The following is a 20,588-nucleotide window of genomic DNA, read 5'->3' on the forward strand; positions in this document are numbered from 1 at the left end:
GAGGCTCAGGCAGCAAAGGCACCGACCCGCAGCCGGTCGTAGGCCTGCATTTCATCGGCGTCCAGCGGGATGATGTAAGGCTCGACCGCTTTCTTGAAACTGGTCATCTGACCGTCGTCGCCCTTTTTCAGGTGGCAATGGCAAAACCAGTCGCTGTCGTTGCGTTGCGGGTGGTCGACCCGATAGTGGTAAAGCCCCCAGCGACTTTCGGCGCGGAACAGCGAAGCGCGGGCGGCCATTTCGGCGCAGTCGCGAATCATGCTGACTTCCATGGCGCGCATCAGTTCGTGGGCGTTGTGCGCCTTGATCTGATCGAGATCGCGCTGGATATCGCTGAAGCGTTGCAGGCCGATTTGCATCTTTTTGGTCACTTTCGGCGGTTGCAGGTAGTCGTTCACAAAACGTCGCAGCTTGTACTCCACTTGCGCTGGCGGCAGGCCGTGTTCGCGGTCCAGCGGTGCGTAGACCCGGGCCTTTTCCGTTTCAATTTGCTTGGCATCGACCGTCGAAAACTCGCGACCGGTGACAAAATCCGCCGCGTTGGCGCCGGCAAACCAGCCGTAGGTGAACGCGCCGAGCATGTAGTTATGTGGCACCGCCGCCATGTCACCCGCCGAGTACAAACCCTTGACCGAGGTCTCGGCCTTCTCGTTGACCCACACGCCGGAGGCCGAGTGACCGCTGCAAAAGCCGATCTCGGAGATGTGCATCTCGACCATTTGCGTGCGGTAATCAGTGCCGCGATTGGCGTGGAACTGGCCGCGACTCGGGCGTTCGTTGCTGTGCAGGATCTCTTCGATGTTCTGGATGGTTTCCTCGGCCAAGTGATCGAGTTTGAGGAACACCGGGCCGTTGCCGCTTTCGAGTTCCTGATGGAACTCCCACATCATCTGGCCGCTCCAGTAATCGCACTCGATGAAGCGTTCGCCCTTGTTGTTCGCGGTGTAGCCCCCCAACGGGCCGGTGACGTAGGCGCAGGCCGGGCCGTTGTAATCCTTGATCAGCGGGTTGATCTGGAAGCACTCGAGGTTCGAAAGTTCAGCCCCGGCGTGATAGGCCATGGCATAACCGTCGCCGGCATTGGTGGGGTTTTCGTAGGTGCCCATCAGGTAACCCGAGGACGGCAAACCGAGACGCCCGGCGGCGCCGCAGCAGAGGATTACGGCTTTGGCCTTGATCACGTGGAAGTCGGCGGTGCGGCAATCGAAGCCCATCACGCCGTTGACCGCGCCCTCTTCGTCCGTCAGCAAGCGTGTGCAGACCAGCCGATTGGTGATGCTCACCCGTGCCCGTTTCAACTGGCGATACAGGACTTTTTTGATGTCGTGCCCTTCCGGCATCGGCAGCACATAGGCGCCCATGTGGTGGACCTTTTTCACCGCGTAGTCGCCGGTCTCGTCCTTCTCGAACTTCACGCCCCAGCGATCCAGCTGCTCGATGGTTTCGAAGCTGTGGGTCGCGTAGGCATACACCGCCGCCTGATTGACGATGCCGTCGTTGGCGATGGTGATTTCCTTGGTGTATTGCTCCGGCGTCGAGTGACCGGGAATGATCGCGTTGTTCAGGCCGTCCATGCCCATGCTGATTGCGCCGCTGCGTTTGACGTTGGCCTTGTCGATCAGCAGCACGCGCAAATCGCGGTTGCGCTCCTTGGCCTTGATCGCCGCCATCGGTCCTGCGGTGCCGCCGCCGATCACGACGATGTCGTATTCCTGTTCGAGCGTCTTTCTAGTCATTGAGCCGTGAGTCATGCCTGCGCCCCTTTTTGCCGGTCAATCCGCAGACGGTACTGGAAGGCATCGCCGCGGTAGTAAAGGTGTTCAAAGTCCACGGGTTGGCCGTTGGCGTCGTGGGTCAGACGCTCGATGCGCATGATCGGCGAGCCGGGCTCGACGTTCAGCGCCTGGGTCAGGTCGCTGTCGGCCAGCACCGCGTCGATGGCCAGATCCGCGTGACCGAGGGCCAGGCCGCAGTCGTTTTCCAGGATCAGGAAAATGTCGCGAGTGACCAGATCGGCCTTCTCCAGGCGCTCGCCGATGGCCTTGGGCAGGTAGGTGATCTCCAGGGAAATCGGCTCGCGGTTGATCAGCCGCACCCGTTTGATCTGCGCCACGGTTTCGCCTTCGGCGACTTGCAAGCGCTCGGCAACGAGTTTGTCGGCGGGAATGAATTTGAAGCTGCGCAGGCGGTTGATCACCTCATAGCCGCGACCGGTCATGGACTCGGCGAGGCCTTGCAGGGTGCTGACGTTCTGGAAGGTTTTCGGCTTGGCGACGAAGGTGCCCTTGCCGTGGATCTTGAAGATCAGCCCTTCTTTCTGCAGATCCCCCAAGGCTTGGCGCACGGTGATGCGGCTGACTTTGAACAGCGCGCCGAGTTCGCTTTCGGAAGGCATCTGGCTGTCTTGCGGGTATTCGCCGTCGAGGATGCGGGCGCGAAGCACATCTCGCAGTTGGGTGTGCAGCGGAACGCTGCTCAGGGATAGAACGTTATCGGTCATGGAAGATCACTTGTCATAACGAGTTATGACGTGATCTTAAAGTTCTAATGGCGGGCGTGAGAAATACTGTTTGAGCATAAGGTTAGATTCACCAAACGACCGCGGACCTTGTAGCAGCTGCGTTGTGGCGAGGGGATTTATCCCCGTTCGGCGGCGAAGCCGTCGTGAAACCTGAGCATGAGGTTTTCCTGAAACACCGCGTTGCCGGATCTCACGACTGCTTCGCAGCCGAACGGGGATAAATCCCCTCGCCACAACGCAGCTGCTACAAACTACGTCAGCGCTTGAGGATCTGATCCATCACCCAGTCGGTTTTCAATGCCTGTTCGGCCACCGCCGGATGCTGCGCTTCACCCCGAATGTGCGCGTTCATGCCCAGCACGTGATGCCACTGGATGTGCTCGTGATTGTCGATGCGCAGGCTGAGGGTTTCATCGGCTTCAAGCTGAACCGGATGCTCATCGAATACGGAAAAGCTGATCCGGCCTTTGCTGCCAATCAGTTCGACCCGATCTTCACGTCGGTCCGCGACGAAATTCCAGCAGCCCATACCCATGGCGCCCGAAGCAAAACGCCAACTGGCGCTGACGGCATCCTCGGCGGCATACAAACCGGCTTGTCGAGCCGTAAACCCGGCGACTTCGACGATGTCGCCCAGCAGGTACTGGAACAGGTCGAAGCCATGACTGGCCAGGTCGGCGAAATAACCACCGCCAGCAATTGTCGGGTCGGTGCGCCAGTTATCTGTACCGCCAAGATCGGTCGGAGATGGCGCCTTGGTCAGGATCCAGGTCAAGTGCCGAACCTCGCCGATCCGCCCTTCCTCCAGCCATTGCCGCACCTGCTGAAAGCGCGGCAGAGAACGTCGGTAGTAGGAAACAAACAGGTGCAGCCCGGCATCGATAAAGACCTTCTGCATCTCCCGACTTTGCCCGGCATTCAACGACATGGGTTTTTCGACGCAGCAATGTTTGCCAGCGGCGGCCACCCTCAAGGCGTAAGCGTGATGGCTGTCAGGTGGCGTGGCGATGTATACCGCGTCGACCTCGGGATCATTGATCAACGCTTCCACGTCGGTGTAGACCCGAGCGATGCCGTGGCGCGCGGCGTAATCCGTCACCGCGTCCAGACGCCGGCCCATCACCGCCACCAGCGCCGAGCCGGGTGCCTTGTAGAAGGCCGGCCCGCTCTTGCGTTCAGCGACGCTGCCACAACCGATCATGCCCCAGCGCACCACGTTCATACTCACTCCTTGATGTTTAGCCGATGCGCAGAGCGCGCAGGTCCAGATGACCGTTCTTGAGCGGCGGGCACCAGTAGTAGCCGCCAGTGATCGGCCGGCTGATGCGGTACAAACCGTCGGTGATGCCATCTTCCAGACCGCTCATGCGGCGCAGTTGGGCTTCGAAGGCATCGAGGGAGAAACCGAAAGCCAGGAACATCAGGCCAGCGCGGTCGCCTTCGATCCAGGGCATGGAACGGCGCACCACGAAGGCCTCGGGGGCGAAGCTTTCCTGGGCGGTGCGTTTGACGTGAGCGGAGATCGGCGCGTCGTCGATCTCTTCGTTGTCGCTCAAACGACGGCCCATGATGTTGTCCTTCTCATGGGACGGCATCGCGTGGAAGCCCTTCAGGTCGTGCTGCCACTGCTGGATCGCGGCGAAACTGCCGCCGACCATTCCGTCAGCGCCGTCACCCACCAGCGCAGCGGCGACGGCGGCTTCGTCGTGAGGATTTTCGGTGCCGTCTTCGTAACCGGTCAGATCGTGGCCGGTGAGGTGGCGGAAGGTTTCGTTCATCTGCACCAGGCGCAGGGCCGGGGCCAGCGCCGCTTCGATGGCGTTACTGCGGTTGAGCAATTCGCCACGGTCGACACCGTGCAACCAGCACCAGAGCGCGTGCTGGGTCGACGGGTTGTCGACGCCGACACCGGTCAACGCTGGAAAGACGCGCAGGCCTTCGATTTGCCCCTTGAGGGCCTTGACCAGGGATTTACCGAAACCGACCACTGCCGACTTCCCGTCCACCAGCCCTTTAAGATTCTCCAGCGCGGCCGGCAAGGCTGCGGCGGATTCGAGTGCGAAGAACATATGACGGGCTTGAGGCGGAACTGGGGTGGCGAGAATGCCCGGCTGGTAGTAACTCATATGAACTCCTTTAGAAAGAGCGCGAAGTTTAACCGCAGCATCGGCCATTGTGTGTTCTCAGGTCAAAAGATCGCGGGATCATGAGATCGGCACTTAAAAAGTCGTGCCAATAAGGCGTATAACCTTTGAAGTGAATCTGAACGGCAAGCCGCCAGCGCATGACTTACATCACATGGAGTAGCGACATGACCACAGCACATATCCTTGGCAACCTGTTTCCCGACTCCACCGACATCCCGGAAAAATACCGACTCGACGGCCAGACCGAGCAGCGTGAATACCTGGTCGACGGCGAGCTGAAAACCTGGTCCGGGCCCCTCGCCCAGGTCCGCAGCCCGGTGTACCTGACCGGCGAAAATGGCGATGAACAAGTGATCCTCGGCAGCACGCCACTGCTCGATGCCGACACCGCATTGACCGCCCTCGACGCCGCCGTCCGCGCCTATGACCGGGGCCAGGGCCTGTGGCCGACGATGCGGGTGGCTGAACGCATCCAGCACGTCGAAGCCTTCCTGGGGCGCATGCGTGAACAGCGCGAAGCCGTGGTCAAGTTGCTGATGTGGGAAATCGGCAAAAACCTCAAGGACTCGGAGAAAGAGTTCGACCGCACCTGCGATTACATCGTCGACACCATCAACGCGCTCAAGGAGCTCGACCGCCGCTCCAGCCGCTTCGAACTGGAACAGGACACCCTCGGCCAGATCCGCCGCGTACCGCTGGGCGTGGCGTTGTGCATGGGACCTTACAACTACCCGCTGAACGAAACCTTCACCACGTTGATTCCGGCGCTGATCATGGGCAACACCGTGGTGTTCAAACCGGCCAAGCTCGGCGTGCTACTGATTCGTCCGTTGCTGGAAGCGTTCCGCGACAGCTTCCCGGCCGGGGTGATCAACGTGATCTACGGCAGCGGCCGCGAGACCGTCAGCGCGCTGATGGCCAGCGGCAAGATCGACATCTTCGCGTTTATCGGCACCAACAAAGCCGCCAGCGACCTGAAAAAACTCCATCCAAAACCGCACCGCTTGCGTGCGGCGTTGGGTCTGGATGCGAAAAACCCCGGCATCGTGCTGCCCGAGGTAGATCTGGACAACGCGGTCAGCGAAGCGCTCACCGGTTCCTTGTCCTTCAATGGTCAGCGCTGTACCGCGTTGAAAATCCTCTTCGTCCATGAAGACGTGGTCGAGGCGTTCATCGAGAAATTCAACGCCAAACTCGCCAGCCTCAAACCCGGCATGCCGTGGGACAGCGGCGTGGCGCTGACGCCGTTGCCGGAAGCGAGCAAAGTCGATTACCTGCACTCGCTGGTGGCGGATGCCGTGAGCAAAGGCGCCACCGTGGTCAATCCCAACGGCGGTGAAGCCCGCGCTTCGTTCTTCTACCCGGCCGTGCTGTACCCGGTGACGCCGCAGATGCGCGTCTATCAGGAAGAACAGTTCGGCCCGGTCGTGCCGATCGTGCCTTACCGGCATCTGGACACGGTGATCGATTACGTCCTGGAATCGGACTTCGGCCAGCAGCTGAGTATCTTCGGCACCAACCCGGTGGCGGTCGGCCGGCTGGTGGACACCTTCGCCAACCAGGTCGGCCGGATCAACCTCAACGCCCAGTGCCAGCGCGGCCCGGACACCTTCCCGTTCAACGGCCGCAAGAACTCCGCCGAAGGCACGCTGTCGGTGCATGATGCGCTGCGGGTGTTTTCGATCCGGACACTGGTGGCGACCAAGTTCCAGGAAACCAACAAAGAACTCATCAGCGAGATCATCAGCGGACGCAGTTCGAGCTTCCTGACCACCGATTACATCTTCTGAGGAGACCGAGCCTGAGTACATTCAGAGACAGCCGACTACCACCGCTAATGCGCCGACTGCTGCGTCCGTTGCTGGACCCGTATCGGCGCTATCGCCACGCCAGGGTGATCCACGCGGTGCGTGTGTCGCTGGGGTTGCTGGCAACGATCCTGCTGACCACCGGCATCAATCTGCCCCACGGTGAGTGGGCGTCGGTGACGATGCTGGTGGTGATCGGCGGCTTGCAGCATCACGGCAACATCGGCAAAAAAGCCGCCGAGCGCGCCATCGGCACCTTGATCGGAGCCGGCGTCGGCTTGCTGCTGGTGGCGCAACAGGCGTGGCTGGGGATGCCGTGGCTGACCTATTTCGCGATGGCCGTGGTTTGCGGGTTCTTCTCGTACCACGCCATCGGCAAGGGCGGTTACACCGCGTTGCTCTCGGCGATTACCGTGTTTATCGTCGCGGGGCATGGCGACAATCCGATCACCGACGGGTTGTGGCGAGGGGTGGACATCCTGATCGGTATCGCCCTGGCCCTGGCGTTTTCTTTCGCCCTGCCTCTCTACGCGGTTTATTCCTGGCGCTACAACCTGGCCGATGCCTTACGCGACTGCGCGACGATCTACGGGCGCATCATCAATGGCCAATCGGTCACCGATGACGAACACCATAAACTTGTGGGCCGCCTGAACACGGTGATGGTGCAACTGCGCTCGTTGATGCCGTCGGTGTCCAAGGAAGTACGGATCTCCATGACCGAACTCGATGCCATTCAGCGGCACTTGCGGATGTGCGTCAGCACCCTGGAAATCCTCGGCAACACCCGACCGGATGCCAGTGACCCGAACGCCATGGCCCATCTGCAATCGGCCTTGAAAGCCGAACATCGATTGATTCGGGTGCAACTGATCGGTATGGCCCGGGCGCTGAAATCCGGTGCGTCCCAGCGGCTTAGTCGGCCCGTCGAACTGCCGTCGGATTCAAGCCTGACCGCACCGGTTTACAGTCCTCTGGACGGCTACCGGTTATTGGTCCGGCAATTAGCCGCCAACATCGGCGAGATGCGCCAGCGCTTGGCCAAGACGGCACCGCGCTGGAACATCTGACGTTTCTTTACGGCTTACTGCGTCGTCACCGTCCGACGAAATTTCAGGCTCCAACCCTGTTGCATGCCGGCAGCGGCCAACAGAATCGCGGCAACACCGATCCATTGCAGCGGTTCCAGGCGATGGCCGAAGGCAAACCAGTCAACGAAAATCGCCGCAATCGGGTAGATGAAGGACAGCGCGCCGGTCAGTGCCGTCGGCAGTTTTTGGATCGCGCCGTAGAGCAACACGTACATCACGCCGGTGTGGACAATGCCCAGGGTGACCAGACTGGCCCACGCGCTCGGTGCTTGCGGCAGCGCCGAATAGTGCGCGAATGGTGCGAGTAACAACACGCCGGTGAGAACCTGAATCAACGCGATCAGATGCGGCGGTGTACCGGTCATGCGTTTGATGATCAACGCGGCAATCGCGTAAAGGAATGCCGCCCCCAGCGCCAGAGCGATGCCCACCAGATAATCATTACCGCTCCCGCCCTGCCCACCATGAGCGCTGACAATTGCCAGCATCCCGAGAAACGAAATGCCCAGCCAGAACAGTTTCTGCAGGGTGATTTTCTCGTTGAGGAATAACGCAGCCAGCCCCACCAACATGAACGGCTGAACGTTGTACACCGCAGTGCCGATGGCAATCGAGGCACGGGAGTAGGAAGCAAACAACAGCACCCAGTTGCCGACAATCGCCACGCCGCTGAGCACGGCCAGCAAGAACGTGGTGCGGGTCAGAATGCCGGGGCGCAGGAAGCCGAATGCCGCGCAGATCAGCAACAACGTGCCGGCGCCGAACACGCAACGCCAGAACACTACGTCCAGCACCGGTTGCCCGGACACCAGCACGAACCAGCCGATGGTCCCGGAAATCAGCATGGCGGCGGTCATTTCGAATGACCCATGACGTATTGTTTTGTCCATCATCAGACTCCTGTGTTTGAGCCCAAAGTATGCCAATCCGCCGGGGGGCTTCTCCAGCGCAAAAAGCAGGCTAAACTCGAAATCTGCCTTTTTTATAAAGGCGGTTTGAATTAATTGCCTAATAGGGGTTTCGCCATGACCGACGATATCGACCAAATGCTGATTACGGCATTGATGGAAGATTCACGCCGCTCGCTCAAGGCTCTGGCGCAGATCAGCGGCCTGTCTTCGCCCAGCGTCGCCGAGCGTTTGCGCCGCCTCGAAGAGCGTGGCGTGCTCAAGGGTTACACCGTCGAGATCGACCCCAAATGCTTTGGCTATCAACTACAAGCCATCGTCCGTATTCGTCCGCTGCCAGGCCAGTTGCAGGAAGTGGAACGGCAGATCCAGGCCATTCCCGAATTTACCGAGTGCGACAAAGTCACCGGCGACGACTGTTTCATCGCACGCCTGCATGTGCGTTCGATGGAACAACTGGACACCCTGCTCGACCGCCTCAACACCCACGCCGAAACCAACACTGCAATCGTCAAGAAAACCCCGGTCAAGCGCCGCTTGCCACCGATGGAATGAGTTCTCACTCAAATCGCAGGCAAGAAAAAACCCGCCGAAGCGGGTTTTTTCCTCAAGGCTGACGATTAGTCATCGCGGCTCATGATGCCGAACAGCTGCAACAAGCTGATGAACAGGTTGTAGATCGATACATACAGGCTGATGGTCGCCATGATGTAGTTGCGCTCGCCGCCATGAATGATGGCGCTGGTCTGGAACAGAATGCAGACCGAGGAGAACAGCACGAAACCTGCGCTAATCGCCAGTTGCAGACCGCTGATCTGGAAGAACAGGCTCGCCAGCGTCGCACCCAGCAGCACGAAGAAGCCTGCGGTGATGAAACCACCCAGGAAGCTCATGTCCTTGCGGGTAATCAGCACGTAAGCCGACAGACCGCCGAACACCAGCGCAGTCATCGCGAAGGCCGAACTGACCACCTCGGCGCCGCCCTGCATGCCCAGGTAACGGTTGAGGATCGGGCCGAGCAGGAACCCCATGAAACCGGTCAGGGCAAATGCCGACACCAGGCCCCAGGCCGAATCACGGAGTTTGTTGGTGAGGAAGAAAAGGCCGTAGAAACCGATCAGCACCACGAAAATGTTCGGGTAGCCGACACGCATCTGCTGAGCGACAAACGCCATCACGCCGCTGAATGCGAGGGTGAGAGCGAGTAAGCCGTAAGTGTTGCGCAGGACGCGGCTAACCTCTAGCTGCTCAGCCTGCACGCTGTTATTAACTGCGTAATCCTGTTCGCGCATGGCGACACTCCTGTTGGTTTGAAACGTTCAGTCGCAAAGATCATAACAGACGCTCTGTAACAAGCTACGTAGAGAGTTTGACAGTGTGTTTCATTCAGGTATTATGGCGCCCGCAACGCAAACGGAGGTGTGGCCGAGTGGTTTAAGGCAACGGTCTTGAAAACCGTCGACTGTAACAGGTCCATGAGTTCGAATCCCATCGCCTCCGCCATATTTGTACCGACAAAGCCCTGATTATTCAGGGCTTTGTCGTTTCTGGGGTTTGGTGGTTCGAAGCCCCGTCGAATCAGTCGTTTCCGCATCTTTTGGGCTATTTCCGCAACTCCCCCTGAAATTTCTGGCAATCATTCACCTCGATCATCCCACTCCCCCGGCGCCCTGCCGAACTGAAACCCATCTATCCCATTCAAGTTTCACCCCTGTTGCGCTGCGATCTCCCTCGGATAAATCGCGATGCCAAATTCAGACCTGCTCCCCTGCTGTACAAGATCCACGAAAATCAACTCGCCCTCGGAAAACACTAAACTACGAAACGCCCGCTGAAAGATTTAGCCAATCTGTTGTATCGACCGGCTGAATCCACTGCCAAAAGCGGTCTTTGCAGTTTCAATAGCTACCCTGCTTACAGATCGTCGTAGGAATAACCAGCAGATTAGATCGACGCTATAGCGACTCAGAGTGAGCTCGCCCACCAGCCACATCAGGGACGAGTTCATTGGGCTGCGCCTAGCAGACAAAACAATCCTTCCACACCTCGTGATCCTGAGCTTGTTTGCAGGACGAGAGTGTAGGTCAACCCCACTCCCCCCTGCTGCTCCCCCCTCTCCAATGGGGGGGTTTCAAAAGTCAAATCACGTCATTTTCCTACCCGGCAGACGTATCCCCAAGGAATCGCAGCCGTGCGAAGTTCAACGTCCCGGATGACGCAGGAATCTCCAACACGACGCACAAACAGGTAGGCGAGATGAAAACAATAATAATGCTCTCAGTCATTTTATCGCTGGCGACAATCCCCCTCCTCGCGCAAGTGCTCAACGAACTTTGGATAAAACCAGGGCAGCTCATTACGAGTGAATGCCAGTCGAGCCGTTACATCTGCTTCAGGCCTGAGGTGAGTTTTGCTTCTCTGCGCTGAAGCGCTCAACACATGGCCACATGAGCTGTAGATCGCGAGGAAAGACCCAATGATCAAATTACACGATAGCTTGAAACTACCCAATGTTGGACTGACCGGTTTTGAAACACCGCTTAGCGAAGTCGAGCGCGCCATTCAACAGAGCGTGCATCAGTTCGCCAAAAACGTACTGCGCCCCATCGGCCAGGAGCTCGACAAAATGAGCGCCGCCGATGTTTGCGCGCCAGGCTCACCCTTTTGGACGGTTTATCAGGAAGCCGCGAAACTGGGGCTTGATCCCGATTTCTTTTCTCAATTCGAACCCGATGTCGCTATTCGTCTTGAGTCGTTGATTGGCGAAGAAATGGGCTGGGGTGACGCCGGCCTGGGCATTTCGTTGGCCGCGGCCAGCTTCCCCTTGCAGATGGCCATGGCCGTCGGCAACCAGGAACTGGTGGAGCTGTGCACCGGCAAGATTGGCTGCTGGATGATCACTCATCCGGACAAGGGCAGCGACATCATGGTGTACGACATGAAGCGCGAATGGCCGAAGGATCAGACCGGCAACAAGGGCAATCTCTGCGCAAAAGTCGGCAACGACGACATCGTCATCAATGGGCAGTGCTCAGCCTGGGTTTCCAACGGTGCGGTGGCTCAAGTCGCGCTGGCTTATATCGCTGCCGACTATGGCAATGGTTACTTCGATGCCGACGGTCGGCCCCATGGCCTGGGGGTGATTATCCCGCTCGATCTGCCAGGCGTTTCACGCGGAAAACCACTGGACAAGATCGGCCAGCGATCATTGCCCCAAGGCGAGGTTTATTTCGACAACGTGAAGGTGCCACGGCGCTTTGCGATCGCCCTGCAAGATGAGTACTACGGCAATCAATCATCTGCCTGGTCCTACGCTGGCACGCATATGTCGCAGGTGTTCACCGGTGTCGCGCGTTCAGCCTTTGAACTGGCGCTTCAGTACTGCCATGAGCGCAAGCAAGGTGGCCAGTTGCTGATTGACCATCAACTGACCCGCTATCGCCTGGGCGACATGATGCGCCGTGTCGAGTTGGCACGGGGTGTCGCGCGTCGTTCGCTGGCCTATGCCCGCCTCTCACCGCATACCCATCCCTACGCCACCGCTTCGGCCAAGGTCACCGTCACTGAAGAGTGCATGAAGGTCGTCAGCGAAGCCCTGCAGTTGTTCGGCGGCGCGGGCACTTCCCGTGAATACCCGATTGAAAAACTCTTCCGAGACGCCCGTTCGGCGCTGATCGAGGACGGTGAGAACTACATCATCACCACGCGCGTTGGCTTGTTGTGCCAACAGCTTTATGCCGAAGGCTGGTCACAGAACTGACCCCGGCAGCCCATCCAGCAACACTCTAAAAACAAGAGATCACACGAAATGGCTAAATACCCTGTAGTTGTTTATGGCGCCAGCGGCTACACCGGCATGCTGACAATGGACTGGTTGATTGACCAAAACATTCCGTTCACCGCCGTTGCTCGCAATGCCGCGCGTACCCAGGAAATGATGGCGCAACGTGTGGTGCGCCTTGAGTCGGCCACCTACGAGATCATTGAAGCGGACCACAACGTCGAGGCACTGACCCAGGCCTTCAAAGGCGCCAAAGTCGTCTGCAACACCGTCGGGCCGTTCGTTAAATTCGGTCTGACTGCCGTTGAAGCAGCGCTTAAGGCGGGTTGCCATCACCTCGATACCACCGGCGAACAAGAATACATGCGCAACGTGCGTGATCAGTTCGGCGAGCTGTATGCCCAGGCCGGCCTGGTGGTTTCACCCTCGCTGTCCTACATGTACACCTACGCGGAAATCGCCGCCGAACTGACCCTGGAACACCCAGGTATCGACGCGTTGGAAACCTCGACCCTGTGCCGCGGCCCTCGTGGCGGCGCCGCCGGTGTCACCGTTGGCTCGACTGCATCGATCTTCGAACTGCTCCGCGCCGAACAATGTTACCTATGGGAAAAGAAGCTCGTACCGCACCCGATGGGCACCTCCTTCAACATCGCGTCACCTGACTTCCTGAGCCCGGTCTTCGCTTTGCCATGGGGCGGTACATCGTTGCCGGTGTATTTCGAAAATGATCCACGGGTACGTTCCTGCGTGTCCTGCGTCGGTTTCTACGACAACAACGTCATGCAGATGGTGCATGCCGTGGGCCAGAAGTGGGAATCGGAATACAAATACCTGTCACCGGAGCAGCAGGACGCCATCATCCATCAAATGGTCCAGTCGACCACTCCAGTGATGCCGCCGCGTGAGCGCACCACCATCACGCGCATGGTCGATACCGCCATCGGCCGCGGTCAACTCTCCTCCGTGCGTGCCACCGTTCATGGCACCACCGCTTACATCGCCACCGGTGCCCTGCAGGTTGCCGCAGCCATCAAGCTGATCGACGGTGAAACCAACAAGGTCGGCTTCGCTTCCGGCTCCAAAGCCTTTGGTCATCGCTACCTGCTGGGCTTCCTCGAAGAACGTGGTCTGGCTCGCGCCAGCGTTACCCAGCTCTGACCCGGGCACAGGAACTCAAATGGCTATTATCGATTTTTATGACCGCGGCTGGCGCATTGATCCGGCCGCCATCGCCTACATCCAGGGCGAGCGTGTTTTTACCTTTAATGAAATCGGCGAGCTGTCCTGCCGTATCGCCAACGCGCTGCTGGCACTGGATCTGCCGAAAGAAACCAAAGGCGCGATCTGGGCCGGCAATGATGTGACGGCCTGGGCCTGCACTCTGGGACTGTGGCGCGCGAACATGACTTGGATTCCGGTCAACGGGCGCAATGCGGTTCAGGAAAACACCGACATTCTCGACGCGTTCGATTGTGACGTGATGTTCTACCAGCACGACTTCGCGTCGGTGATGGCCGACATTCGCCCTGCATTGCCGAAGATCAAACACTGGATCTGCATCGACGCCACCGACGGCGATACGCCGTCGCTTGAAACCTGGACGGCGGGTCAGCCCTCGACGCGGCCGGAAGTCGCCTATGACATGGACGACGTGGTCATGCTCTCGCCCACTGGAGGCACCACCGGCAAGCCGAAAGGCGTGATGAATACGCACCGCAGTGCGCAAACATTCATTGCTCATTTTATGTTGGCTTGTGCTTATCGCGACGGGCTTAAGCCGGTGAACATGGCCGCCGCGCCAATGACCCACACCGCAGGGCTGCTGGCGGTTCCCTGCACGGCGCAAGGTGGCACGGTGGTCGTCCTCCCGAAGCCTGATCCGGCGCTGATGCTGGCATCCATTTCGCAACATAAGGTCAGCGAATTTTTCCTGCCACCGACGGTGATTTACAAACTGCTGGAAATCCCCGGCATAGAAACTGTCGACCTGTCTTCGGTCAGATTCCTACTGTACGGCGCTGCACCGATGTCCGTCGAGAAGCTGAAAAAAGCCATCGCCGTCTTCGGTCCGATCATGGCTGGCGGCTACGGCCAGACCGAGGCCCCCGCCAGCATTTCGTACCTGCGTCCCGACGAGCATCTGGTTAACGGAGAACTCGCCAGTGACAGTCGCCTGTCCTCGGTCGGGCGGCCTAATCCGCTGATCCGGGTCGAAGTGATGAACGATGCCGGGCAGATTCTTGCCCGCGGTGAAACCGGTGAAATCTGCGTGCAGGGCGACCTGGTCATGAAGGGTTACTACAAACAGCCGCAAGTGACCGCCCAAACCATTGTCGGCGACTGGTTGCACACCGGCGACATCGGTCATATCGACGACGAAGGCTACCTGCACCTGACCGATCGCAAGAAGGACATGATCATCACCGGCGGCTTCAACGTGTATCCCAGCGAAGTCGAGCAAGTGCTGTGGAGCCATCCGGCGGTCCAGGACTGTGCAGTCATCGGTGTGCCCGACGAAAAATGGGGCGAAGCGGTCAAGGCTGTGGTGGAACTCAACCCCGGTCAGAGCGCCACGTCGCAAGAACTCATTGATCTGTGCAAGTCCCGACTGGGAAGTGTCATGGCGCCCAAGTCAGTGGATTTCATCGACAGCCTGCCGCGCAGTCCTGTGGGCAAAGTGCTGAAGAAAGATCTGCGCGCGCGCTATTGGGATGGCCAGCAACGCCAGATCTGAACCGGCGACCATTCACTCGAACAATCGCAGTGCGGTGCCGCGTTCACGCGGCGCCATATCAGGAGAGTTTCATGAGCACCATTTACATCGCCGGCATTGCGATGACGGTCTTTGGTCGTCATCTGGAACGCAGCCTCGACGACCTCGCGGGTGAAGCGCTGGAAGGCGCTCTGAAAGATGCCAATTGCAGCCGCAAGGATCTGGGCGTCGCCTTTTATGCCGGCATGACCAACGGCCCGTTACAAGGGCAGATTTCGATTCCCGGCCAAGTGGTGTTCAGCAAAATCGGCATTGAGGGCATACCGGTCTACAACGTTGAAAATGCCTGCGCATCGGGCAGCTCAGCGTTCAACCTCGCCGTGCAAAGCCTTCAGGCTGGCACGACTGATGTCGCGCTGGCCTTGGGCGCAGAAAAAATGAACATCCCCGACAAACTGAAGGCGTTCCAGATTTTCGAAGGGGGCTGGGACGTTTCGCGTGTCGAGGAAAACTATCAAAACCTGGTGAAAATGGGTGAAGGCGTCGAAATCCCCGAGGGTTCGGAGTCGGACAAACCGTACAGCAGGTTCATGGCGATCTATGCCGCCATGTGCCGCTACCACATGAAAACCTACGGCACCACGCAGCGGCAGATCGCTGCAGTCTCGGCGAAGAATCACACCCACTCGGTGCACAACCCGTTTTCGCAGTTTCGCAAGCCGTTCACCATCGACGAAATTCTCGCCGCACCACCCATCACCTATCCGATCACGTTGCCGATGTGCGCCCCGCTTTCAGACGGTGCCGCAGCGGCGATCCTGTGCACCGAGGAAGGCCTCAAACGCATCGGCGCCGACCGCAATCGCTGCATCAAGGTGTCGGCCAGCGTGATTCGCAGTTTCAGCCATCGCCGCCTCGATCAACCTGAGCTGAACATCGCACGCCTGGCGGCTGATCACGCTTACGACATCGCAGGCCTGGGGCCGGAGGACATCGATGTCGCCGAAGTCCATGACGCCTCGGCGATGGGTGAAATCATCCAGGTCGAAAATCTGCGACTGGTCGAGCTTGGCATGGGCGGCCCTGCCGCCGAACGCGGCGACTTCACGCTCGGTGGGCGAATCCCGGTCAACACCTCAGGCGGTCTCGAATCCAAAGGTCATCCACTCGGCGCCACCGGGATTGGCCAGCTCTGTGAGCTGGTCACGCAGTTGCGTGGTGAGGCCGGCAAGCGTCAGGTGGAAGGTGCCCGTCATGCCATTCAGGAAAACGGTGGTGGGTTGCAGGGCATCGAAGAAGCTGCCGTTGCCATTCACATCTTGAGCAAATAAGTACCTCGCCTTGCGACTGACCAAGGCGAGCGGCACATCAAAACAAGAAGGATAAAGACATGTTCAAAAACAAAGTGGTGGTCATTACCGGCGCGGGTTCCGGTATTGGCCGGGAACTGGCGATTCAAATGGCCGAAGCCGGCGCGCGCCTGGCGCTGTCCGACATCAATCGCGTCGGGCTGGACGAAACCTTGAAGCGGCTGCCCGCCAGCAGCCAGGTTAAGGGTTACCTGTTGGACGTGGCGTCGTGGGAGGCATTTCAAGCCCACGCCGATGAGGTCAAACGGGATTTCGGCACCGCACATTTTGTCATCAACAACGCGGGGGCGACCGTCATCGGCACGGTTGCCAACACTTCGATTGAAGAGTTCGAGTGGCAACTGGGTATCAACCTGTGGGGCGTACTGTATGGCACCAAGGCGTTCCTGCCGATGATGCTCGAGCAGCGCGAAGGCTGCGTCGTCAACATCTCCAGTATTTTCGGGTTGCTGGGGTATCCGATGCAAAGCGCCTACAACATGTCGAAATTCGCCATTCGTGGCCTGACCGAATGTCTGTGGTCGGAACTGGATAAAACCGGTGTCCGTGCGGTGTGTGTTCATCCCGGTGGCATCAAGACCAACATCGAAAAGTCTGGTCGGCGTTGCAAGGCTGCCGGCCTGGAAGAAAGCAAATTCGTCGCCCAGGCTGCCGCCATGCTGCAGACCCCGGCTGACGAGTGTGCCGCCGACATCATCAAGGGCCTGCGCAAAGGCTCCAAACGCATCATGACCGGGCACAAGTCGAGCACTGTGTTCTGGTTGAGCCGGCTGTTTCCCAACCGTTATCCGACGCTGCTCAAACTGCTGGGTTAAGGGAAGCCACACCATGCAAAACACTTATACCAACGCGCTGTTCAAGTCCGCCGCTTTTTTCAACGTACTTGCAGGTCTGCCCTTTCTGGTAGCCATGCGTCCGGCCGCCGACTTGATGGGGCTGGAAGTCACCCCGACATCTGCCTTGTTCATGCAAATCACCATGGCCCTGGTGGTCATGTTTGGCTGGGCCTACTGGATGATCAGCCGCGATCCGGTTCGTTATCGCCCCTACATTGTGCTCGGGGTGCTCCTGAAGGTCCTGGTGGTCGCGGTTATTTGTGGCCACTGGCTGGCGGGCAGCATTCCCTGGCCGCTGCCGGTATTGGCATCGGGCGACATTCTTTTTGCCTGGCTGTTCTGGCGCTATTTGAGCAGCACTCGGTACGCCGTGGTTACTCGCTTTCAGTGAATCCAACCAACAAGAGAACAACAAGTATGTTTTACGAAAACATCGATACCAGCGCCATCAATGACGAAGACCTGCCGTGGGTACCGTTCGCGCCCTACAGCGATGAGGTGTTCATCAAATACCTGAGATGCGACCCCATTCGCGGCGAGACCATCACCCTGCTCAAGGCCCCGGCGGGCACCGTGCTCCCCAAGCATCATCACTCCGGCACCGTGATCGTCTACACCATCAAGGGCGGCTGGAAATACCTGGAACACGACTGGATTTCAAAGCAAGGCGGCGTGGTGTTCGAAACCGCAGGTACCAGCCATACCCCGATCGCGCTGCCTGAATATGGCGATGAAATCATCACCCTGAACATCACCCAGGGTGACCTGTTGTATTTCGACGAGAACGACAATCTCTTCGCAATCGAGAACTGGAAGTCCAGCGTGCAACGCTATCTGGATTTCTGTCAGGCCAATGACATCGAGCCCAAAGACATCACCAGCTTCTCCGTCTGAGATCTGGCGCATCGCAGTAGCCCGGCAAACGTCCGGGCTGCTGCGCTGACCACCAAAACGCTTTCGAATGGAGGCCCCATGCCCCAGAAACTCCACTTTTGCGGACGTTTCACCCTGAAACTCTGCGCCCTGCTGGCCAGCTCGGTCACTGTCGCACAAGAGTCACTGCCCTTCCCGCCCACGCCTACGGCCAGTGACGCCAAACCGACGTTGCAAGAATCCAAACACCAAAAACGTCAGCAGCAATCGCACCTGCCGGCTGACGCGCCAAACATCCTGGTCATCATGCTCGATGACGTCGGCTTCGCGCAGTCAGATACTGTCGGCGGCGCCATACACACGCCGACCCTGAGCCGGGTCGCCGACAGCGGCGTGCGCTACAACGCCTTCCATACCGCCGCGATCAGCTCCGCCACACGCGCCGCGTTGTTGACCGGGCGCAACCACCATCGAGTCGGCAATGGCGTCATCGCCGAATTGGCGACCGATTGGGATGGCTACACCGGCAAAATCCCGAAAAGCTCGGCGACCATGGCCGAGGTGCTCAAACAATATGGCTACAGCTCGGCGGCGTTCGGCAAATGGCATAACACCCCGCCCATGGACACCACGGCAGCCGGTCCTTTCGATACCTGGCCAACCGCCTATGGCTTCGAGCACTTCTACGGTTTTCTGGCGGGCGAAACATCCCAGTACGAACCGCGCCTGTACCGCGACACCACGCCGATCGAACCGGCGCGAGACCCGAAATATCACCTCAGCGAAGACCTGGCGAATCAGGCCGTGAACTGGCTGCAGGACCAACAGACCTACGCGCCGAACAAACCGTTTTTCCTCTACTGGACCCCCGGCGCCGTACACGGCCCGCACCAAGTGAACGCGCAGTGGGCGGACAAGTACAAGGGCAAGTTCGACGGTGGCTGGGACGTCTATCGCGAGCAGACGTTTGCTCGCCAGAAAGCCATGGGTTTCATTCCTCAGGACGCGGTACAGACCCCGCGCCCAGCGGAGCTGCCTGCATGGGATAGTTTGTCGGCCGAACAGAAGCAGTACCAGGCCCGTTTGATGGAGGTGTATGCCGGTTTCCTGGAACATGCCGACACCCAGGCTGGCAAAATTCTTGACGAGCTGGAACGCGAAGGTAAACACGACAACACCTTGATCTTCTATGTGCAGAGCGACATCGGCGCGTCTGCCGAGGGGATGGAGGGTACGATCAACGAATTGCTGGCCCAGAACGGTATTCCGGTGCCCAAGGAGCAACAGCTCAAAATTCTCAACGAGATGTATGGCGGCTTGTCTGCGCTCGGTGGTCCCAAACTTGAAAACATGTACAACGCCGCCTGGGCCTGGGCAGGCTCGGGGCCATTTGTAGGCACCAAACTGGTCGCCGGCTACTTTGGCGGCACCCGCACGCCGCTGGCCGTATCCTGGCCGAAGCAGATCAAGGCAGATGCCAAGGTTCGCGGACAATTCCACCATGTCAACGACATCGCCCCGACCGTTTACGACGTGCTGTCCATCACGCCTCCGGAAGAGGTCAACGGTATCGCTCAGGACCCAATAGACGGCGTCAGCATGCGTTACACCTTTAACGATGCTCAGGTAAAGTCGAAGAAGCCTGCGCAATACTTCGAAGTATTCGGCAGCCGTGGCGTCTACAAGGATGGCTGGATGGCCTCGGTGTTCGGCCCGCGCAAACCCTGGGTGCAAGGTTTTGCCCAGTTTACGGGCTGGGACCCGGCGAAGGATCAATGGTCGCTTTACAACCTGCAGAACGACTACTCGCAAGCGAAGGACCTGGCCGCCAGCAATCCAGAAAAACTGGCGGAGCTAAAGGCTGAGTTCGATGTCCAGGCCAAGGCTAACCACGTCTATCCTATCGGCGCGGGCCTTTATCCCTTCCTCAATCCAGCCGCACGGATCTCGACCACTGAGCACGAATGGCATTTCAGTGACCGCATCCAGCGCTTTCCTGAGTTCGCCGCGCCCAACCTGCGCAGCCAGAACAACACGGTCGTGGTAGACGCCGAGATACCGGCCAATGCCACCGGAGTGCTGTATGCACTGGGCGGTATTGGCGGCGGGGTCAGTTTGTACATGGATGATGGTTTCCTGGTCTACGAGTACAACGCGCTGGCCGTCTCCCGAACGAAGCTACGCTCGGCCGAACGAGTACCCGCCGGCAAAGTCAGTATCGAAGTGCTCACCGCCATGTCGTCAGCCAAATCCGGCGCACCGGCCAATCTGAGCGTGCGTCTCGACGGGCAGGAAGTCGCCAGTGGCGTAACGTCCTTTACCCCGCCACTGACGTTCACGGCCAGCGAGACCTTCGACGTGGCTGAAGACCTGGGATCACCCGTCACCCTCGATTACTTCGACCGTGCACCGTTCGCCTTCAACGGCAAGGTCAATGATGTACACGTGACCTACCTGCCTTGATCGTGATATCCCAAGAAAGCCCGCCCCGTGCGGGCTTTCTTGTTTCTGAGGTGATGGGGAAATTGCGTGACAAC

Annotated in this window: 17 protein-coding genes and 1 tRNA gene; 12 read left to right on the plus strand and 6 right to left on the minus strand. The window is 58.9% G+C overall.

The features are described from left to right. Positions 1 to 5 precede the first annotated feature (5 nt). The 4 genes from ACA059_RS18305 to ACA059_RS18320 form a co-directional block, all read right to left on the minus strand. Complete coding sequence (locus ACA059_RS18305; protein WP_497630411.1) at positions 6 to 1,736, minus strand: fumarate reductase/succinate dehydrogenase flavoprotein subunit; 1,731 nt, start codon at positions 1,734 to 1,736, stop codon at positions 6 to 8. Positions 1,737 to 1,747: 11 nt separating this feature from the next. Next, complete coding sequence (locus ACA059_RS18310; protein WP_497630412.1) at positions 1,748 to 2,500, minus strand: GntR family transcriptional regulator; 753 nt, start codon at positions 2,498 to 2,500, stop codon at positions 1,748 to 1,750. Positions 2,501 to 2,777: 277 nt separating this feature from the next. Continuing rightward, positions 2,778 to 3,743, minus strand: a complete 966-nt coding sequence (locus ACA059_RS18315) for a Gfo/Idh/MocA family protein (protein WP_497630413.1) — start codon at positions 3,741 to 3,743, stop codon at positions 2,778 to 2,780. 16 nt (positions 3,744 to 3,759) lie between these two features. Further along, the gene (locus tag ACA059_RS18320; protein ID WP_497630414.1) at positions 3,760 to 4,647 is read right to left on the minus strand and encodes a Dyp-type peroxidase; all 888 of its coding nucleotides are present in this window, start codon (positions 4,645 to 4,647) and stop codon (positions 3,760 to 3,762) included. 185 nt (positions 4,648 to 4,832) lie between these two features. On the opposite strand from ACA059_RS18320, the gene ACA059_RS18325 reads away from it, so the two are divergent. After that, positions 4,833 to 6,458: an NADP-dependent glyceraldehyde-3-phosphate dehydrogenase gene (locus ACA059_RS18325; RefSeq protein ID WP_497630415.1), complete on the plus strand. Its 1,626-nt coding sequence runs from the start codon at positions 4,833 to 4,835 to the stop codon at positions 6,456 to 6,458. A gap of 47 nt (positions 6,459 to 6,505) precedes the next feature. After that, on the plus strand, positions 6,506 to 7,546 hold the full coding sequence (locus ACA059_RS18330; RefSeq protein ID WP_497630416.1) for an FUSC family protein: 1,041 nt from the start codon (positions 6,506 to 6,508) through the stop codon (positions 7,544 to 7,546). A 14-nt stretch (positions 7,547 to 7,560) separates the two neighbouring features. Here ACA059_RS18330 and ACA059_RS18335 read toward each other — a convergent pair whose 3' ends face one another. Further along, complete coding sequence (locus ACA059_RS18335; protein ID WP_497630417.1) at positions 7,561 to 8,457, minus strand: DMT family transporter; 897 nt, start codon at positions 8,455 to 8,457, stop codon at positions 7,561 to 7,563. A gap of 135 nt (positions 8,458 to 8,592) precedes the next feature. On the opposite strand from ACA059_RS18335, the gene ACA059_RS18340 reads away from it, so the two are divergent. Further along, positions 8,593 to 9,030, plus strand: coding sequence for an Lrp/AsnC family transcriptional regulator (locus tag ACA059_RS18340; RefSeq protein WP_497630418.1), 438 nt, complete (start codon positions 8,593 to 8,595; stop codon positions 9,028 to 9,030). Between the two features lie 65 nt (positions 9,031 to 9,095). Here ACA059_RS18340 and ACA059_RS18345 read toward each other — a convergent pair whose 3' ends face one another. Then, positions 9,096 to 9,767 (minus strand): Bax inhibitor-1/YccA family protein, encoded by a 672-nt coding sequence (locus ACA059_RS18345; RefSeq protein ID WP_223432534.1) that lies wholly within the window; start codon positions 9,765 to 9,767, stop codon positions 9,096 to 9,098. Between the two features lie 123 nt (positions 9,768 to 9,890). Between ACA059_RS18345 and ACA059_RS18350 the strand changes: the two genes are divergently transcribed. The 9 genes from ACA059_RS18350 (at position 9,891) to ACA059_RS18390 (ending at position 20,514) form a co-directional block, all read left to right on the plus strand. Continuing rightward, positions 9,891 to 9,978, plus strand: a tRNA-Ser gene (locus ACA059_RS18350). A gap of 973 nt (positions 9,979 to 10,951) precedes the next feature. After that, on the plus strand, positions 10,952 to 12,235 hold the full coding sequence (locus tag ACA059_RS18355; protein ID WP_497630419.1) for an acyl-CoA dehydrogenase family protein: 1,284 nt from the start codon (positions 10,952 to 10,954) through the stop codon (positions 12,233 to 12,235). Positions 12,236 to 12,283: 48 nt separating this feature from the next. Continuing rightward, positions 12,284 to 13,417: a saccharopine dehydrogenase family protein gene (locus ACA059_RS18360; protein ID WP_497630420.1), complete on the plus strand. Its 1,134-nt coding sequence runs from the start codon at positions 12,284 to 12,286 to the stop codon at positions 13,415 to 13,417. A 19-nt stretch (positions 13,418 to 13,436) separates the two neighbouring features. After that, entirely contained in the window at positions 13,437 to 14,993 is a 1,557-nt protein-coding gene (locus ACA059_RS18365) for an AMP-binding protein (RefSeq protein WP_497630421.1), read from the plus strand. 71 nt (positions 14,994 to 15,064) lie between these two features. Then, on the plus strand, positions 15,065 to 16,303 hold the full coding sequence (locus ACA059_RS18370; protein WP_497630422.1) for a thiolase family protein: 1,239 nt from the start codon (positions 15,065 to 15,067) through the stop codon (positions 16,301 to 16,303). A gap of 59 nt (positions 16,304 to 16,362) precedes the next feature. Then, positions 16,363 to 17,157, plus strand: coding sequence for an SDR family NAD(P)-dependent oxidoreductase (locus tag ACA059_RS18375; protein ID WP_497630423.1), 795 nt, complete (start codon positions 16,363 to 16,365; stop codon positions 17,155 to 17,157). 13 nt (positions 17,158 to 17,170) lie between these two features. Then, positions 17,171 to 17,569: a hypothetical protein gene (locus ACA059_RS18380; RefSeq protein ID WP_497630424.1), complete on the plus strand. Its 399-nt coding sequence runs from the start codon at positions 17,171 to 17,173 to the stop codon at positions 17,567 to 17,569. A gap of 26 nt (positions 17,570 to 17,595) precedes the next feature. Further along, positions 17,596 to 18,072 (plus strand): 2,4'-dihydroxyacetophenone dioxygenase family protein, encoded by a 477-nt coding sequence (locus ACA059_RS18385; RefSeq protein WP_140894319.1) that lies wholly within the window; start codon positions 17,596 to 17,598, stop codon positions 18,070 to 18,072. A gap of 78 nt (positions 18,073 to 18,150) precedes the next feature. Continuing rightward, positions 18,151 to 20,514: an arylsulfatase gene (locus tag ACA059_RS18390; RefSeq protein WP_497630425.1), complete on the plus strand. Its 2,364-nt coding sequence runs from the start codon at positions 18,151 to 18,153 to the stop codon at positions 20,512 to 20,514. The last annotated feature ends 74 nt before the right edge of the window (positions 20,515 to 20,588 follow it).

Source organism: Pseudomonas sp. LBUM1647 (genome assembly GCF_059716175.1).

What these genes read in the sequence shown, in the direction of transcription:
- ACA059_RS18305 (WP_497630411.1), bottom strand. Translation starts at nt 1,736, where the DNA reads ATGACTAGAAAGACGCTCGAACAGGAATACGACATCGTCGTGATCGGC.
- ACA059_RS18310 (WP_497630412.1), bottom strand. Translation starts at nt 2,500, where the DNA reads ATGACCGATAACGTTCTATCCCTGAGCAGCGTTCCGCTGCACACCCAA.
- ACA059_RS18315 (WP_497630413.1), bottom strand. Translation starts at nt 3,743, where the DNA reads ATGAACGTGGTGCGCTGGGGCATGATCGGTTGTGGCAGCGTCGCTGAA.
- ACA059_RS18320 (WP_497630414.1), bottom strand. Translation starts at nt 4,647, where the DNA reads ATGAGTTACTACCAGCCGGGCATTCTCGCCACCCCAGTTCCGCCTCAA.
- ACA059_RS18325 (WP_497630415.1), top strand. Translation starts at nt 4,833, where the DNA reads ATGACCACAGCACATATCCTTGGCAACCTGTTTCCCGACTCCACCGAC.
- ACA059_RS18330 (WP_497630416.1), top strand. Translation starts at nt 6,506, where the DNA reads ATGCGCCGACTGCTGCGTCCGTTGCTGGACCCGTATCGGCGCTATCGC.
- ACA059_RS18335 (WP_497630417.1), bottom strand. Translation starts at nt 8,457, where the DNA reads ATGGACAAAACAATACGTCATGGGTCATTCGAAATGACCGCCGCCATG.
- ACA059_RS18340 (WP_497630418.1), top strand. Translation starts at nt 8,593, where the DNA reads ATGACCGACGATATCGACCAAATGCTGATTACGGCATTGATGGAAGAT.
- ACA059_RS18345 (WP_223432534.1), bottom strand. Translation starts at nt 9,767, where the DNA reads ATGCGCGAACAGGATTACGCAGTTAATAACAGCGTGCAGGCTGAGCAG.
- ACA059_RS18355 (WP_497630419.1), top strand. Translation starts at nt 10,952, where the DNA reads ATGATCAAATTACACGATAGCTTGAAACTACCCAATGTTGGACTGACC.
- ACA059_RS18360 (WP_497630420.1), top strand. Translation starts at nt 12,284, where the DNA reads ATGGCTAAATACCCTGTAGTTGTTTATGGCGCCAGCGGCTACACCGGC.
- ACA059_RS18365 (WP_497630421.1), top strand. Translation starts at nt 13,437, where the DNA reads ATGGCTATTATCGATTTTTATGACCGCGGCTGGCGCATTGATCCGGCC.
- ACA059_RS18370 (WP_497630422.1), top strand. Translation starts at nt 15,065, where the DNA reads ATGAGCACCATTTACATCGCCGGCATTGCGATGACGGTCTTTGGTCGT.
- ACA059_RS18375 (WP_497630423.1), top strand. Translation starts at nt 16,363, where the DNA reads ATGTTCAAAAACAAAGTGGTGGTCATTACCGGCGCGGGTTCCGGTATT.
- ACA059_RS18380 (WP_497630424.1), top strand. Translation starts at nt 17,171, where the DNA reads ATGCAAAACACTTATACCAACGCGCTGTTCAAGTCCGCCGCTTTTTTC.
- ACA059_RS18385 (WP_140894319.1), top strand. Translation starts at nt 17,596, where the DNA reads ATGTTTTACGAAAACATCGATACCAGCGCCATCAATGACGAAGACCTG.
- ACA059_RS18390 (WP_497630425.1), top strand. Translation starts at nt 18,151, where the DNA reads ATGCCCCAGAAACTCCACTTTTGCGGACGTTTCACCCTGAAACTCTGC.